This window comes from Hutsoniella sourekii ATCC 700629 (assembly GCF_000518205.1).
Lineage (GTDB): Bacteria > Bacillota > Bacilli > Lactobacillales > Aerococcaceae > Hutsoniella > Hutsoniella sourekii.
This window is the reverse complement of record NZ_KI912399.1, coordinates 79,183-95,213: the sequence shown is the minus strand read 5'-3', so window position 1 is coordinate 95,213 and position 16,031 is coordinate 79,183. Positions and strand designations below refer to the sequence as shown.

The window sequence follows — 16,031 nt, the reverse complement described above, 5'->3', positions numbered from 1 at the left end:
AGTATGAAGCTCATTGTCATAACCGGATCGATCGCAACTGGCAAGTCGGCCGTCTCTAGCTACTTAAGAGACTTGGGCTACCCATTGGTTGATACCGATCAAGTGGCCCGCCAGGTGGTTGAACCGGGAAGCCAGGGACTGAAACAATTGGTTGAAGCCTTCGGTCCCGACCTGTTAACGTCACAAGGTCAGTTGGACCGGGCTTACTTGGGGGAGCGACTCTTCTCAGATAAAGCCGTCAAAGAAAGAGTCAATCAGATTCTCCACCCACTCATCCATCAGACCAGCCAAGACCAAGTAGAAGCCTACCGCCAGGCCGGTCATGACCTGGTCTTTCTAGATGTACCCTTGTATTTTGAGACGGAAGCTCCTTTTGCCTGTGATGAAGTCTGGGTTGTCTATACTGATCCGATGACCCAGCATCAACGACTCCAAGTTCGTAACCAGATTAGCCCGGACCAGGCCGCTAACTTGATGGCCAATCAATTCTCGATTCAAGACAAGGTCAAGCAGGCCGACCGGGTGATTGATAATTCCCAGGATCTTGAAGCAACCTACCAACAAATTGATCAAGAACTCGCGCGCCTGAAGCATAAGATAAGAGGTGATGGTAATGAAGTGTCCTAAATGTGGTGAAAATCATTCCAAGGTCGTTGATTCAAGACCCGTTGATGGTGGTGAGGCCATTCGTCGCCGGCGGGAGTGTCTGGATTGTGGTTACCGCTTTAATTCTTATGAGCGGGTGGAACTGCCGACCTTGTTAGTGGTTAAGCGGGACGGAACCCGGGAGGAATTCAACCGCGATAAGATCTTCCGCGGGGTGATGCGGTCAGCAGAGAAACGGCCCATTACTCGTGAACAGATGGAGACCTTAACCAATGAAGTGGAAGCCAGAATCCGGGAGGAGACCGATCAAGAAATCGAAAGCAAAAAGATCGGCGATTATATTATGCCTCTACTAATGGAGTTGGATGAGGTTGCTTATATTCGCTTCGCCAGTGTCTACCGGGAATTTCAATCGCGGGAAATGTTTCTTAAAGAGTTAGAATCAATGGAGGGTCGTCAGGAAGACTAGCCCTCTGGAAGGAGGTAACTAGTGTCTATTACGCCTATGCAAAGCTTCCGGGTTCTCTTGCCTGAAGCGGCCATTAATCTCAATGATCTCGTATTAACCCAGGCCTACCAACCAATCATTGGCCCCATGGCCTTGAGCTTGTATCAGACTTTCTGCTTTGCTCCTAGAGAGTCGGGCCAAGTCAGTGAGCGCTTGATGCATAAGTACTTGTTGGAGCGGATGAATATCGGCATGCAAGACCTATTGGAGGCTCGTTTGGACTTGGAAGGGATCGGTCTGTTACGGGTCTTTCGAGACAGTCAGTCTCATGACCAATGGCAAAAGCAGACCCTGATCTACTCCCTCCAGGCACCCTTAAGCCTCCAAGCCTTCTTGGCTGATGCCCGTCTATCCACCTTGCTGTATGAGTTAATTGGGGATGAGGCCTTTGACCGCCTGCAACAAGCGGCGCGTCCCTTGGAGTTGAAAGAGCCACGTTTTGTTGAATTGACGACTGACTTGGCCTCCCGCTTCCAGATCAAGGGACAAGGCCCTGCTAGACAGGAAGTGATTTCGGTATCTGAGGGGGCATCGACTTTTGATTACAGTCGCTTCTTGGAATTCTTGATGGCAGAAGGGATTGACCACCGAGAATTAACCCACAATCTCAAGGAGGAGATTCAGGCCCTTCACTTGGTCTACGGCTTAGACGAAGAGCAGATGGTCCAATTGGTTCGCTTAGCTAAGAGTTCGCTTAATGGCAAGGTGCAAGTGGACCAGCTAAAGGTCGTTGCGGAAAGACGCTTCAAAAAAAGCGAACCAGCAGGCCCAGGAAAGCTCTACAGTGACCAGGAGAAGGCTGATCGTAAATCAGCCTTACAAGCTGAAGATTCAGACTTGACCGAAGCGGAGATTGCGATTATTATTTTGGCGGAACAATTACCGGTTACTAACTTTCTCAAGCAGACCAAGAAGGCCTTGGGAGGATTTCCAACAGACAATGAACAGTTCTATGTTCAAGATCTCTTATCTAAGACCAAGCTGGACCAAGCGGTAGTTAATGTCTTGGTCTATTACTTGCTGGCGATTCGCAAGCTACCTAATATTTACAAGTCCAGCCTCCAATCCAATGCTAGCCATTGGCAACAAGCCGGAGTGGATTCTCCTCAAGCAGCCTTTGCCTTTATTCGTAAGCAAGAAGAAGCCGGACAGACCCAGGCAAGAAACCCGTATCCAAGTCGTAAGAAGGGCAACTCCTATGTCGAAGCTGAGCCGGAATGGTTCCGTAAGGACTATGACGAGTCCCAAGTCAAGGATGAAGACCTACCGTTTGATCCTGCTAGACTTCAAGATGAAGAGACCCTTCGTCGCCGTCTAGAAGCGATGAAACGTAAGAAGGAGGATTAAGATGCAGTCAATTCGACAAGTCATGGATAAATTCATGCAAGACCACTATAATGAAGCGGATTATCAGGATACGCTGGCTAAGATTATGACTTATCCAGAAATTCAAAGCTTTATCCATGACCACCAAGACCAAATCAGCCAAGAGATGATTGCCAATAGCCGGTCCAAGCTCAATGAATACCGGCGGGAGATGGAACGCATCAAGGCAGGGAAGCCTGGCCAAAATCCTGGCTTTGCCCCGGTCTTATTTATCAATGGTAATTATATTGATGTCAGTTACCAGCCGACCCCCCAGTATTTAATCCATGAGAAGACTCGCAAGCGGGACGCCTTGATTGATAACCGGATGATGTCCAAGGATGTCCGGCAAGCAAGCTTTGATAGCTTCTATACCCAGTCCAAGTTCCGCCCCTTCCTCTTGCAGCAGGCCTTAGATTGGTTGGATGCTTACCAGGAGAATCCTTATGACGTCCAGGCCTTTTATTTAACCGGCCCTTTTGGGGTGGGTAAGACCTATTTATTAGGTGCCATGGCCAATCAATTGGCGGATCTGGGTTACGAAGTGACCATGGTTCACTACCCTAGCTTCACTTCTGAGGTCAAGCAAAACATTCAATCTGGCCAATATAAGGAGATGATTGATGCGGTCAAGAAGGTGCCAGTTCTGATCCTGGATGATCTTGGAGCAGAAGCTAATACTGTCTGGGTTCGTGATGAAGTTTTAACCATCATCTTGGAATACCGGATGAAGGAGTCTTTGGCGACCTTCTTTTCTTCCAATAAGACCATGAATGAATTAGCCCAACACCTAGCTAGTACCAGAGATGGGGGAATGGAGACGGTGAAGGCGGACCGAATTATGGAGCGGATTCGTTACTTGGCTCGAGAGATTAACTTCCAAGGCGAGAACTTGCGCCAGCGCGGTCGGCGTTAATTCCTAGCAAAGGACTTGTTATTTAAAGTCAATCGTTGTACAATAGGGCTAACCGAATAAAGACACCCGTAAAGACAAGAAATGCTTGGCGTGCTGACAGAGAGAAGTGGGTTGCTGCGACACTTTACACAAGATTCATTTTACCCCTTTGCGATGTTGTCTGCTTGAAAGCCTTTGGGCGATTAGAGTAGACCGTCCGGCGCGTTAAGCCATGAATGAGGTTAAGATTCGTCTTAACAAGTTTGGGTGGAACCACGTTGATACGTCCCATTGCCGTTAGCGGCAGTGGGGCTTTTTTTGTTCGGTAGAAAGTGAGGAATAGAAATGGAACAAGTGAAACTAACTTTCCCTGATGGAAAGGTCAAGGAATTTGATGCAGGGGTAACGGTTGAAGACGTTGCCGGATCAATCAGCAAATCATTACAAAAAGCGGCCCTAGCCGGTAAGCTAGATGGGGAAATTATCGACTTCCATCAACCCATTCAAGCAGATGGAGCCATCGAAATCATTACTGATAAGAGTCCGGAAGCCTTGGACTTGCTGCGTCATTCAGCCGCTCACCTATTAGCCCATGCCTTGAAGCGTCTCTATCCTGAGATTAACTTTGGCGTAGGTCCAGCCATCGAAAACGGCTTCTACTATGATACCCATAAGGAACAGCCGATTACGGATGAAGATTTGCCTAAGATCGAGAAGGAAATGAAGAAGATCGTTTCGCAAAACTATCCGATTGAAGGTCGGGTGGTTAGCCGGGAAGAAGCCTTGGAAATCTTTGCCGATGATCCATTCAAGCAAGAATTAATCAATGACTTACCAGAAGATGAGACTCTAACGGTCTATACTCAAGGAGACTTTACAGACTTATGCCGGGGCGGTCACGTTCCTTCTACGGGTAAGATCAAGGTCTTCAAGCTCTTATCCTTAGCGGGAGCTTATTGGCGCGGGAACTCAGATAATACCATGATGCAACGGGTCTACGGTACCGCCTTCTTCAAGCAAGCCGACTTGGATGACCATCTCAAGCGTCTAGCTGAAGCTAGAGAACGCGACCACCGTAAATTAGGTAAAGAACTAGGCATCTTTATGATCAGCCAAGAAGCCGGATCCGGTCTACCATTCTGGTTACCTAAGGGTGCGACTATCCGCCGTCAGATTGAACGTTACATCATGGATAAGGAAGTTGCTCTTGGATATGAACATGTCTATACGCCAATTTTGGCCAAGTCTGACCTCTATAAAACATCTGGTCACTGGGCTCATTATAAAGACGACATGTTCCCACCTATGGATATGGGTGATGGAGAGATGTTGGTCTTACGTCCGATGAACTGCCCACACCATATGCTTATCTACAAGAATGATATCCACTCCTACCGTGAATTACCAATTCGTATTGCCGAACTTGGTATGATGCACCGCTATGAGAAATCCGGGGCCTTATCAGGTCTACAACGGGTTCGCGAGATGACCTTGAACGATGCTCACATCTTTGTGCGTCCAGACCAAATCAAGGATGAATTCACCCGGGTCTTGCATCTGATTCGTGAGGTTTACGAAGACTTTAACATCACCGACTACCGCTTCCGCTTGTCTTACCGTGACCCAGAAGATACAGATAAGTACTTCGATGATGATGAAATGTGGGAAACAGCTCAAAGCATGTTAAAAGAAGCCATGGATGACATGGGCTTAGACTACTTTGAAGCTGAGGGAGAAGCTGCCTTCTATGGACCAAAATTAGACGTGCAGTTGAAGACAGCCATTGGTCTTGAAGAGACCGTGTCAACCGTTCAATTAGACTTCTTGCTACCAGAACGCTTCGACTTGACTTATGTTGGTGAAGACGGTCAAGATACCCACCGTCCAGTAGTTATCCACCGTGGGGTAGTCTCTACCATGGAACGCTTCGTAGCCTACCTATTAGAAGAATACAAGGGAGCCTTCCCAACTTGGTTGGCACCTGTTCAAGCTGTTCTATTGCCTGTTAATGCCGAATTTCACGGGGACTATGTAGAAGAAGTTTACCACCTCTTGAAGGATGCTGGTTACCGGGTTGAAATGGACCTACGTAATGAGAAGTTAGGCTACAAGATTCGGGAAGCTCAAACTTCTAAGGTGCCTTACCAATTAGTGATTGGGGACCAAGAAGTGGCCGATCGAACCGTGAATGTCCGTCGCTACGGTGCCAAAGATTCTGAAACGATTAGCCTAGAAGCCTTCCGAGACCTACTAGCCCGCGATGTTGCTAGTAAGAGCCGGGAACTAGACAAGTAATCAAGCTTCGGTCTTAGTCGTAATGAGATGGTTAGCCGTTTTCTAGCCAACTATTAATTACTAACAAGATCAAAAATAAACCCTCCTGACCTAGTGGGACGGGCCTGGATAGGCGCCGACTCTCTTGATACTAGGTCAGGAGGGTTCTTTTTGTTTTGAAATATTTAATTGATCAGCTTAAGCGACAGCCTCTGGTCAAGATTAGAAGAATTTGCGGAAGAAGTTAGTAACTGGGTTATCCCGCTTGTTCTCGTATTGTTCTTGACTTTCGGATTCCTCGGATGCTGCTTCTTCTTGAGCTTCTGCTTCTTCTTTTGGATCAGGTAGGTTGGTTGGCAAGTTTTCGTTCTGGTAGAGTTCTGGGTATTCCTCGAGTTTGTCTAAGAGGATCTCGATCTCCCAATAAGAAGACATGCCTTCGCCGAAGACACCCATGGCTACGGCTACTACCTTGCGACCATTCTCGGTACTAGTAGCAACAAAGTTCTTACCAGCATCATCTGTGAAGCCAGACTTCAAGCCAGTAACACCTTCGCGTCCGTAAGCGCGACCAGGTAGGAGTTCATTAGGGTTACCCAGGTGTTGCTCGTAAGGTGTGCCTTCCATGAAGGTATAGCCCTCACTGGAGGTAACTTCTAATAATTGTGGGTAAGCTTCAACCGTATTTTGTGCCATTAAAGCTACATCTGCTGCGGACATAACATTCTCGCTATCAGCGTTAGAACCTGCTACCCAGAGAGATTCTGGTAATTCTTCGTTAGGAGCTCCGGAAGTTGTATAGAATTGGAAATTAGTGATTCCCCATTCCTTGAGTTGAGCGCGGATGGCTTCAACGGCCGCTTCCTCAGAACCATAGATATGCCACAAGAGGGCCGAAGTGGCATCGTTACCTGAAGCTAACATCACGCCGTAGATTAAGTCCTTGACTGGGTATTCAACATCAGTGGTTAAGCCTACGTTAGATAAGTTCGGGTTAGCAGAGATATATTCGACAATCTCACTTGGGACTGTGATCTTATCATCTAAGGATAACTTGCCTTCTTCAATGGCCTTATAGACCATGTAGATGGAGACAACCTTGGACATGGAAGCGATTGGGTAAGGCGTATTACCTTCGTGTTGGGCTAGGATACGGTGGGTTTCATTGTCAACGACCACATAAGAACGAGCGTCCATGTTTTGGTCATACCAGTCCACCAAGTCTTGTGGGTAGTCCTCTGGACGAGTCAGTGGTTCTTCTGGTTGGGTAATCTTTGAATCAGCGGTTAAATTAGGTGTCTTGCTGGTGGCTAGAGCTGTAGGCACAGTGACACTTAGGCTAGTGAAGGCTAAGCTAGCAACGAGTAAGCCTTTCATCCATTTATTTTTAAACAAAGGGTATTCCTCCTTGAAATCATTTCGACGAATGAGCCGTCGATCCTATAACGTTTCCTATTATATCGAACTTGCTTGCTAATAATCAATACAAATTCTAAATAACTTTCACCTGGGATAAAATGGTTTAAGTTTGAATGATTCTTGACCTTTTTTCCAGAGAGTAGATAAATCAGTCGAGCTCAATTATAATAAGAAGAGACTATCTGGGGAAGGAGGAGATTATGGTTAATCAATTAAAGAAAGGCTGGCAATTCTTTGACCGGCATTGGATTGCGATCAATGCCCTGGCGATCCTTTTTCCCTTCTATATTCATTTGCCTTGCCTTTTGTTGACCTTGATACGACTGACCATACGCAAGAGGCCTTGGTCGCTAGCTCAATGGAAGCCTCATCGATGGCCCTTGGTCTTTATCTTGTATTGCGCCGTCGTCTCGGTGATCTTTGTCAATTGGCCTGGTTTGGTGGTATCCTTTCTCTATTTAAGCTTCTACCTCTATATGGTCTATTATTTCCAGGAAGTTCAGGTCAGCGATTATATTAGACAGCTTCGGATCTTGGTCTTGGGGAGTATCGGGCTTAGCGTTTATGCCTTGATTCATTACCTAGTCTATAGTATCAGTCATGGTTATGGTCCCTTATATATCTTCAAGTATGCCAACATTCAGACGCGGGCGGAGGCGACCTTCTTTAATGCTAACTATTACGGACTCTTCTGCTTGATGATGGTGGTGATTGCTTGTTACTTGTTTATGAAGACTAAGGGAAATCGGCGTTGGATCTACCCCTTGGCAATCGCTTGTAACGGGGTCTCCTTGGTTCTAACCGCTTCGCGCTGGATCTGGCCTTGCCTGGCTGTGGGGTTGGTGAGCTTTGTCCTATTAACGAACCGTAAGTGGTTGTGGCCCTTGTTGGCTGTGATTGGTGTGGGCGGGGGCTTGATTGTCTTGAATCCTGAGTGGATTCCAAGGCTATCGACCTTGGCTTATGCCTTTGAAGACCGCTTCTACTTGTGGGGTGTGGGTTGGCGCTTGTTCAAGTCCCAACCCTTCTTAGGGCGCGGGCCAATGACCTACTTGACCTATTATTATCTCTTTACCGATAAGGCTCAGATGCATGCTCATTCGATTTATATTAACTTTCTAGCTAATTATGGTCTTATTGGGCTCGTTCTAGCGGCGATTCCCTTGCTGGCTTATATTCGAACATTTATGAGCCGCTTCAACTACCGTCAGGCCAAGTATGAATGGGCGCTCTTAGTGAGTTTGACCTTAATTATTCTGACTCATGGGGTGATGGATGTCTCCATCTTCTGGTCCCAGACGGCCTATGTCTACTTGGTCTGTGCCTTTGTACCGGCTGGCTTGCTGAATCAATTGGCTCGTCAAACCGATCTCAGCGAGGCTGAAGGGTTAGATAGTTAGATCAGTCTTAATTCAATCCACTACAACCTTCCTAGGCGCCACACTTGTTGGCGGACGGGAAGGTTTTTGATTTCAGACGGGGGATTTGGGATTCTCCTGCAAGTGTGATAAGCTAGTTTAGAAACAATCAAAGGAAGGAAATTAGGGATGAGTGAAATCATTAAGTTAGAACATTTAACCATCAAGGCAGGCACGCAAACCATTGTTGATGACCTGTCTTTAGCGATTCAAGCCGGAGAATTTGTGGGGATTAAGGGGCCTTCCGGATCCGGTAAGAGTACGGTCTTGAAGTTCTTGTCGCAATTAATTGATCCTAACTTGGATTGCCAGGGAACTTATGAGCTCAATGGCGAGTCTTATTTGAATTATGAGGCTACCCAGCTACGTAAGCAAGTCTCCTACTGCTTCCAAAACCCTGTCTTATTCGGCGATACAGTCAAGGAGAACTTGGCCTTTCCTTATGAGATTCGCCAGGAGACCTTTGATGAGTGGCGTGCCATTCAACTACTAGAGGACTTTGGTCTGGATGAGAGCTTCCTAGAAGCGGCTATCGGGAGTCTATCCGGCGGGGAGAAGCAACGGGTAGCCTTAGTGAGAAACTTGCTCTTTCCGCCTAAGGTTCTCTTGTTAGATGAAGTGACATCTTCCTTGGACCCAGCTTCTAGAGACCATGTCTGGCATTACTTGCTCAACTACCGCCAGGACCATGAAGTGACCTACTTGATGGTCTCCCACGTTGAAGAAGACCATGACTATACTGACCGAACCATCCAGCTTAAGAAGACGGTCAGAGAGGAGGAAGATTAATGGAAGGAAGTCTACAAGCTAACCCCTGGTCTCTTCTGATGTCAACAGCCTTGGTTCTGGTAGCGGTGGGAATCTCCTTCAAGGAATCCCTCAGCTTAGAAAAAGACTTAGCCGTCGGGGCCTTCCGCACCTTTGTCCAACTTTACTTGGTGGGCTTTGTCTTGACTTATGTCTTCCAGATCGACCATCCGCTCGTGACCTTGGCCTTTATGGTTGTGATTATCTTCAATGCCAGCCACCACGCAGCCAAAAGGGGGCAAGCCATTCAGCATGCCTACCGTATCTCTCTGGTTACGATCGCTACCACGGTCTTCTTGACGATTGGCTTTCTAGTGGCTGTTCGGGCCATTTATTTTAGACCGTCGCAAGTGATTGCCTTATCGGGGACCGTATCGGCAGCGAGTATGACGGCCTTGGGCTTGGTCTTCACCCATATGACCCAGTCTTTTCACCAAGACCGCCAGCAGATTCTAGAGCGCTTGGCTCTAGGTGCTAGTCCCAAGCAGGCATCTGAGGAGATTATTCGTGCATCTATGCAAAAAGCCTTACGGCCTACCTTGGATAAGGCCCGCGCTGTGGGTCTGGTGACCTTTCCTGGGACTATGAACGGCTTATTGTTGTCAGGTGTCGCGCCCTTGACGGCTGTTATGTATCAATCGGTGATTATGTTTACCCAGATCTCAACGGCGACCTTGGCTGGCTTTCTCGGTACTTATTGGGCTTATCAGAGCTTCTTTACAGAGGGGCAACTCCTAAAAGACCCCCAAGCTCAAGAGAAAGGGGAGTGAATCCAATGAATATTGCCTTAGATATGTCGCCCATAGCTTTTGCCTTGTCCTTTGGCTTGGTCTTAGCCAGTGCTGCCTTGTCCTGTTTCTTCAAGTTGGGACTGCATCAAGATATATTGGTGGCCGGTATTCGCTTGGTCCTGCAATTAGGCTTAGCGGGTCTGATCTTCCAATATGTTTTTACTTCGGATTGGCCGGGTTGGGGCTTGATTCTCTTGACTGCTATGACCTTGATGGCGGCCCGGAATGCCTCCAAGCGAGGCCCTCAGATCAAGGGGAGCTTCTGGATTGCCTTGGTCGCCCTGGTGGCCAATGTGCTCTTGACCTTACTCGTCTTTGTCGGGTCTGGAACCATCCGCTTCGAAGTCAGTGAGATTGTGCCGATCACCGGGATGATTGTAGGTAATTCCATGACAGCTATCGGCTTAGTTTACACGGATTTTATCCGCTACTTCAAGGATTGGTCGCAAATGATTCTGGAACGTCTGGCCCTAGGTGCCAACGCGCGTCAGGCTAGCCAAGGGGTTATCCAGCAGACGATTGCTAATGGGATGATTCCAACCATCGATTCAGCCAAGACAATGGGGATTGTCAGTCTACCGGGGATGATGATGGGGATGCTCTTTGCTGGGACTTCACCGCTCCAGGCGGTCCTCTACCAGACCATCATTATCTTTATGACCCTGTCCATTGCGGCGCTATCAACTTTTATTACGAGCCTCTTGTCCTACCGGCAATTCTTTGATGACCGGGACCGGTTAGATCATCCAACTAATGATTAATGACGATGACTTCCAGATACTTTCTGGAAGTTTTTAATTTTATTTGTTTTCGGGCTAGACAAGCTGGGATGGCTGTGCTAGAATAATGAAGTTGAGTTAACAAGTAGAAACAAGCCGTTTCTCGCCAAGCAGGATGACTCTTGTTGGCAAATAGAGGATGAGACTTCTGGGAGGAAGTTTGTCTTTTTTGGAGCGGCGAGTTTATGGATCATAGACTTGCTTTTTTATTTTACTTGTCTCTAAACAACTATGGAGGTGGAAAATTATCGTTAAAGAATTACCAATCAATAGACAGATTCGTGCAAAAGAATTGCGCGTGGTAGGTGCTGACGGTGAACAAGTGGGAGTTAAGTCCTTGCAAGATGCCCTAACGATTGCGGAATCTTTTGAATTGGATTTGGTTCTTGTATCGCCTAACGCTAAACCGCCTGTTGCTAGAATTATGGACTATGGTAAGTACCGTTATGAGCAACAGAAGAAGGCTAAGGAACAACGTAAGAACCAACGCTCTGTGAATACCAAGGAAGTTCGCTTGAGCCCGTCTATTGAAGACCACGACTATCAGACGAAACTTCGTCAAGCCGTTAAATTCTTAGAAAAAGGCGATAAAGTAAAGGCCAGCATCCGCTTTAGAGGTCGGGCAATTACCCATAAAGACCTAGGACGTGATGTCTTGGAAGACTTTATTGATGACACAAGCGATATCGCAACTGTTGAGGTTAAGCCGAAGATGGAAGGCCGCAGCATGTTCATTATCCTTGCGCCAATCAGTGACAAATAACCATTCCCTAGATACACATACTAAACGATTATATTAGGAGGACTCATCATGCCAAAACAAAAAACACACCGTGGATTAGCTAAGCGCGTTAAGAAAACTGGAACTGGTAAATTAAAACGTTCTCGCGCATACAGAAGCCATATGATGCACAGCAAAACAAAGAAACAACGTCGTCAACTCGCTAAATCAGCGTTAGTACACCCATCTGATCAAAAGCGTATCAAGCAAATGATCACTCATCTATAAGACGACACTAGAGATATCGACTACTAAGGAGGAAATTAAATGGCACGTGTTAAAGGTGGTACAGTTACCCGTCAACGTCGTAAACGTACAATTAAATTAGCAAAAGGTTATTACGGAGCGAAGAGCATTTCTTACAAGATAGCTAAACAACAAGTCATGAAGTCTGGAATGTATGCCTTCCGTGACCGTAAGCAAAGAAAGCGTAACTTCCGTCGTCTATGGATTACGCGTATCAACGCAGCTGCTCGCCAAAACGGCATCAGCTATAGCCAATTAATGAACGGCTTAAACAAAGCAGGCATCGAAATCAACCGTAAGATGTTAGCAGACATCGCTGTTAACGATAGCCAAGCTTTCCAAGCATTAGTTGAACAAGCTAAAGGTGCATTAAACTAATCATTATATCAAGTTTGAACCAGGTACTAGGTACCTGGTTTTTTTGTTGGGAATTTTTGGGACCGATCTGCCGTTCAGGGGCAAAAATCGACACTTCAGGAAGACTTGTGACCATAAATTTTTTATTGTGCTATATTTAGAATAAAACGATCATTAAAATTAAAGGAGTACACAGATGAAGTCACATTATCGATTAGCCTTTGTCCTGGCGGCGATGACAGTAGCTGGGGTTAGTTATGAAGACTTAATGGTGCAGGCGAGTGAGGGGGAGATTAGTGATGCGATCACTGTCGAGCAACCAAATATGGAGGGGGTACCTGATGAAGCGGGCCAACCAATAGAAAATACCAGTCCAAATAATGACAGTCAAGCGACCAGTGAAGAGAAAGTAAAACCAGCTGTTCCTATAGAAGAGAGCAAAGAGAGTAAACCAACTATCAGCTCACAACCAACGGGATCCGATAATTCCACTGTAGAAGGCACCAGTTTGAGCACTTCTCAAGAAAATAAAACAATTACACTTGAAGAGCTTGAAACGGAATTAGGGGTGGCTGTCAAGGATTCGGTTAATGAATTAAGACGACTCAATAATCTGCCGAGCTTAGAAATAGATGATAGCCTACAAGCTGCTGCTAAGAAGTTAGTCAATAAAGAACCAACCAGTCCAGCTTTTATTAAAGAGTATAAAAATCCTCACGCCTTAGACGGCAAGTTAGCCAGAGAGGAAAACTTTAAGCAATTGGACGTCAATAATCAGGAAATTCTAGCCTCTGCTAACCATTTGAAGACTTCGGTGAAGACGATAGATCTTAAAAATAAATCTTTCCGTCAATTAGCTGACGATCTAGTGAACCGTTGGTTCTTAGATATTAGTGACCCTATGTTTAGCCACCGGAAGCAACTATTAGTTAAGGATTGGAACTTGACTGGGATCGGCCTTAAGCTAACGCCAACAACATTGATCGGAGATTACCATAATGATGGCCTAAAAGATGACCAAGGCCATACCATTAGACAGATAATGGACCTAGATTTGTATGATGGCTTTGATATTCATTTAACGCAGTACTATGGATCCGACCAAAAGATTTCCTCAACGGATGGACCGATTTACGGGACCACTCTAGCTTCCTTCCGTGATTTTGTCAAAGCTCAGGTCGGTCAGTCTGAGACTAATCCTATGACTAATCAAGAGGTTGAATTTAAGGAAGAGCAGGCAAAAATTATTCTTGATGGCTTATCCGAGTATCTGAATGATAACAACGACAACAATTTCAATAGTCAACCAAAGGGTCAGTACTCATGGCAAGAACTAGCTAGAGCCTTGAGAGATTATCATTTCCCTGATAATAATGACTATCTAAACGAATCATTAAAGGCAGAAATTCATCGCTTATTTGTTAAAGAAAATGGAGAGGATCACGATTTTCAGCCAGGTAGCTTTAATGAATTAACCATTAAACGAAATGACCAAAAAGCATTGAAATTCTTGGTTTCCTACGAACAAGATAAATTTAATTATATTGAAATTCCACTAGAATCAACGGGAGATATTAATGATCAGTTTGCTCGGGTTCGCCAAAATGTATTTAAAGATAAAGATTCAGCCGAATTATACGGTCGAGCAATTGTGAGTATTCAAGGCAGTGATGACTATTACTATGATGTCTTTCCTACAAACCATTCAGATCAAACACTTTATACGGTATGGTTTTCTAAGAAGCGTGATTTAGATGAGACGAGTAAGGAATACATTGAAAGATGGCTGATCAATCCATTTATATATGGGGTAACAAGTGAGGAAGATCGCCAGAGATTTAATCAATATCGGAATCATTTGTTGAATAAAATTCGGGGATTGAAATATGAAGAAGACGTCAACGGCCATATTCGAATCTTGGAGGGAACTCCTCTCATAAAAGAGAATCTAGACTATAATTGGCATTCAGATAGCGGAAGAGATAAATTTATCAGCAAAGATGGAAGCAGTCATGCTCCTTATCGAGATTTAGCTTATACGACTCCTTTCTTAGGTGAAGGCCCGAGTTATTTAATTGATGTTTATAAGAGAGAAAACACACCCAATCTCTATGGAGAAAAAAATCTGGCTGAAATGGAGTTAAAACGTTTATTATCTGATTACAGCCAATTGCCAGATTACGCTAAATATGAGCAGGCTGAAAATTTATTTTCTGATACAGTACTTAAAAATATTAAGACTCCGGATGATTATTTGGCTCTATTTACTGGAAGAATTGAACGCCAAGCTCATATGGCAGGTAATCCTTATTATGCTTATGTTTACCCTAAATACTGGGATCATTTCAAGGAATCTTATTCTGAAGATTTTACTCGAGGAAAATGGGCCACAGAAGAAGATAAATTATTAATAGCAGACTTACCAGAAGGTATTGATATTAAGGACCATAGTTACCGCGATAAAGAGGGCACATTAAGAGGGCAAGTATTTTTTGATCCCAACCAAGTCTTTTTCCCGAAAGAGTTCCGACTCAAGCAAATCAAAGAAAGGTTGGATGCAGAACCTGGTGCAACAGCTATTCAAGTAACTAAAGATGAAGTGAAATATAAAGATAATTTATCTTTAAAACTTGGGAACTTCTACTTAACAATGAAAAATGATGATAAATTATCAAAGAAAGCAGCTAATTATAGTCAGTTAGAAGATGCGATAGCTGCTGGAGAGGCTTACGTTGAAGGCAATCCAGGTTGGTATTATGACATTATCAAGTTTGGTGACAAATATCTGCTTTCCTATGGAGAAAATCGTCTGGAAAGTCGCTGGAATCCCGATAATTTTCATTTTACTAGTTATCAAGTAGCCAATGAATTTGCCGAATATATTAAGGAACAACCGAATGTGGCGGTTTATGAATATGATATTGTACCTTTAAAACAAGGATATAGTAACATCGCTTTTCAAATTCAAACCAAGAATATTGAGTATATAGACGATAGCAAACGATTATTATTTGTTCCAGAAGTATTGAATTCTGACAATGCGGGTGTGGGTGGTCAAAATATTGAGTCTAAAGGTAATTTAGCGGATATTTATAAAGAATTTCAAAAAAATGGTCAAACTTCAGTTGAAGCCGAAGAAGTCAAACCAGAAGAAGCGATTCCTGAAGAGAAACCGGGAGAGACAGAAAAAGAAGTGAAACCAAAAGAAGAAACAAATTATACTCCAACTTGGCCTAATTCCAAGACCAATTGGGAGTGGGAACCACTGACTAAAACGACTAGTTCCAAGCGTCGAGTGATCGCCCAAGGTAGCCAGGACCGCGAGGGTCTGAGCCCCCAGCAAAATCACTTTGCTTCAGCTGATCAATCTGTTAACTACCACATCAGCCCCACAGCCTCCTCAACCAAGTTACCAGGCCAGCTCTATCTAGAGTTATCAGACAAGGTCTTCTCGCAGTTAGTGACCCACCTGATCCAAGATTACCTCCAAGCCCAAGGTGACTTTAGTCAAGACTTAGCCAAGCGCTTTGCCTACTTATTTGAAGTGCAATTAGTCTTCAAGGACGTCAGCCAAGAAACCTTAAGTGAACCGGCTCGGGCTGAACTGGTTCTCAAGGAAGGCGAAGAGGTGGACCAAGTGGTCCGTTATGACGTGGATCAAGACGAGATTCTTGAGACCCTCGACTTCCAAGTTGAAGAATCAAGAGATGAAGCAGGACGCTTGATCAAGGTATTAAGCTTTGAAGTTACTGCATCAGGTTACTACGGCGTTGTTCTTAAATAAT

General features: G+C 45.0%; 14 protein-coding genes. 13 read left to right on the top strand and 1 reads right to left on the bottom strand.

From position 1 onward, the window contains the following. Positions 1 to 3 precede the first annotated feature (3 nt). From coaE to thrS, 5 genes are all read left to right on the top strand, one after another. Positions 4 to 627, top strand: coding sequence for a dephospho-CoA kinase (coaE, locus tag T408_RS0109390; RefSeq protein WP_035420572.1), 624 nt, complete (start codon positions 4 to 6; stop codon positions 625 to 627). Beyond that, the gene (gene nrdR / locus T408_RS0109385; protein WP_028119685.1) at positions 614 to 1,075 is read left to right on the top strand and encodes a transcriptional regulator NrdR; all 462 of its coding nucleotides are present in this window, start codon (positions 614 to 616) and stop codon (positions 1,073 to 1,075) included. The genes coaE and nrdR overlap by 14 nt, the downstream gene beginning before the upstream one ends. 21 nt (positions 1,076 to 1,096) lie before the next feature. Further along, a complete protein-coding gene (locus T408_RS0109380; protein ID WP_028119684.1) occupies positions 1,097 to 2,461 on the top strand; it encodes a replication initiation and membrane attachment family protein in 1,365 nt (454 codons plus the stop codon). Position 2,462: 1 nt separating this feature from the next. Then, positions 2,463 to 3,395, top strand: a complete 933-nt coding sequence (gene dnaI, locus T408_RS0109375) for a primosomal protein DnaI (RefSeq protein WP_028119683.1) — start codon at positions 2,463 to 2,465, stop codon at positions 3,393 to 3,395. A 324-nt stretch (positions 3,396 to 3,719) separates the two neighbouring features. After that, complete coding sequence (gene thrS / locus T408_RS0109370) at positions 3,720 to 5,669, top strand: threonine--tRNA ligase (RefSeq protein WP_028119682.1); 1,950 nt, start codon at positions 3,720 to 3,722, stop codon at positions 5,667 to 5,669. 201 nt (positions 5,670 to 5,870) lie between these two features. On the opposite strand, the gene T408_RS0109365 is transcribed toward thrS, so the two are convergent. Next, positions 5,871 to 7,043 (bottom strand): D-alanyl-D-alanine carboxypeptidase family protein, encoded by a 1,173-nt coding sequence (locus T408_RS0109365; RefSeq protein WP_028119681.1) that lies wholly within the window; start codon positions 7,041 to 7,043, stop codon positions 5,871 to 5,873. Between the two features lie 224 nt (positions 7,044 to 7,267). Here T408_RS0109365 and T408_RS0109360 point away from each other — a divergent pair, with 224 nt between their 5' ends. The 8 genes from T408_RS0109360 to T408_RS0109325 all read left to right on the top strand — a co-directional run bounded on the left by T408_RS0109360 (position 7,268) and on the right by T408_RS0109325 (position 16,030). Then, a complete protein-coding gene (locus T408_RS0109360; RefSeq protein ID WP_028119680.1) occupies positions 7,268 to 8,467 on the top strand; it encodes an O-antigen ligase family protein in 1,200 nt (399 codons plus the stop codon). 147 nt (positions 8,468 to 8,614) lie between these two features. Beyond that, on the top strand, positions 8,615 to 9,274 hold the full coding sequence (locus tag T408_RS0109355; protein WP_028119679.1) for an ABC transporter ATP-binding protein: 660 nt from the start codon (positions 8,615 to 8,617) through the stop codon (positions 9,272 to 9,274). Further along, the gene (locus T408_RS0109350; protein WP_028119678.1) at positions 9,274 to 10,062 is read left to right on the top strand and encodes an ABC transporter permease; all 789 of its coding nucleotides are present in this window, start codon (positions 9,274 to 9,276) and stop codon (positions 10,060 to 10,062) included. The genes T408_RS0109355 and T408_RS0109350 overlap by 1 nt, the downstream gene beginning before the upstream one ends. 5 nt (positions 10,063 to 10,067) lie before the next feature. Beyond that, positions 10,068 to 10,844 (top strand): ABC transporter permease, encoded by a 777-nt coding sequence (locus T408_RS0109345; RefSeq protein WP_028119677.1) that lies wholly within the window; start codon positions 10,068 to 10,070, stop codon positions 10,842 to 10,844. Positions 10,845 to 11,106: 262 nt separating this feature from the next. Next, positions 11,107 to 11,625 carry a translation initiation factor IF-3 gene (gene infC, locus T408_RS0109340; protein WP_028119676.1) on the top strand — a complete coding sequence of 173 codons (519 nt, stop codon included), beginning with the start codon at positions 11,107 to 11,109 and terminating at the stop codon, positions 11,623 to 11,625. Positions 11,626 to 11,673: 48 nt separating this feature from the next. Next, on the top strand, positions 11,674 to 11,871 hold the full coding sequence (gene rpmI, locus T408_RS0109335; protein ID WP_028119675.1) for a 50S ribosomal protein L35: 198 nt from the start codon (positions 11,674 to 11,676) through the stop codon (positions 11,869 to 11,871). Between the two features lie 39 nt (positions 11,872 to 11,910). Further along, the gene (gene rplT / locus T408_RS0109330) at positions 11,911 to 12,267 is read left to right on the top strand and encodes a 50S ribosomal protein L20 (protein ID WP_028119674.1); all 357 of its coding nucleotides are present in this window, start codon (positions 11,911 to 11,913) and stop codon (positions 12,265 to 12,267) included. A gap of 175 nt (positions 12,268 to 12,442) precedes the next feature. After that, on the top strand, positions 12,443 to 16,030 hold the full coding sequence (locus T408_RS0109325) for a CAP domain-containing protein (RefSeq protein ID WP_028119673.1): 3,588 nt from the start codon (positions 12,443 to 12,445) through the stop codon (positions 16,028 to 16,030). Position 16,031 lies beyond the last annotated feature (1 nt).

What these genes read in the sequence shown, in the direction of transcription:
- coaE (WP_035420572.1), top strand. Translation starts at nt 4, where the DNA reads ATGAAGCTCATTGTCATAACCGGATCGATCGCAACTGGCAAGTCGGCC.
- nrdR (WP_028119685.1), top strand. Translation starts at nt 614, where the DNA reads ATGAAGTGTCCTAAATGTGGTGAAAATCATTCCAAGGTCGTTGATTCA.
- dnaI (WP_028119683.1), top strand. Translation starts at nt 2,463, where the DNA reads ATGCAGTCAATTCGACAAGTCATGGATAAATTCATGCAAGACCACTAT.
- thrS (WP_028119682.1), top strand. Translation starts at nt 3,720, where the DNA reads ATGGAACAAGTGAAACTAACTTTCCCTGATGGAAAGGTCAAGGAATTT.
- T408_RS0109360 (WP_028119680.1), top strand. Translation starts at nt 7,268, where the DNA reads ATGGTTAATCAATTAAAGAAAGGCTGGCAATTCTTTGACCGGCATTGG.
- T408_RS0109355 (WP_028119679.1), top strand. Translation starts at nt 8,615, where the DNA reads ATGAGTGAAATCATTAAGTTAGAACATTTAACCATCAAGGCAGGCACG.
- T408_RS0109350 (WP_028119678.1), top strand. Translation starts at nt 9,274, where the DNA reads ATGGAAGGAAGTCTACAAGCTAACCCCTGGTCTCTTCTGATGTCAACA.
- T408_RS0109345 (WP_028119677.1), top strand. Translation starts at nt 10,068, where the DNA reads ATGAATATTGCCTTAGATATGTCGCCCATAGCTTTTGCCTTGTCCTTT.
- rpmI (WP_028119675.1), top strand. Translation starts at nt 11,674, where the DNA reads ATGCCAAAACAAAAAACACACCGTGGATTAGCTAAGCGCGTTAAGAAA.
- rplT (WP_028119674.1), top strand. Translation starts at nt 11,911, where the DNA reads ATGGCACGTGTTAAAGGTGGTACAGTTACCCGTCAACGTCGTAAACGT.
- T408_RS0109325 (WP_028119673.1), top strand. Translation starts at nt 12,443, where the DNA reads ATGAAGTCACATTATCGATTAGCCTTTGTCCTGGCGGCGATGACAGTA.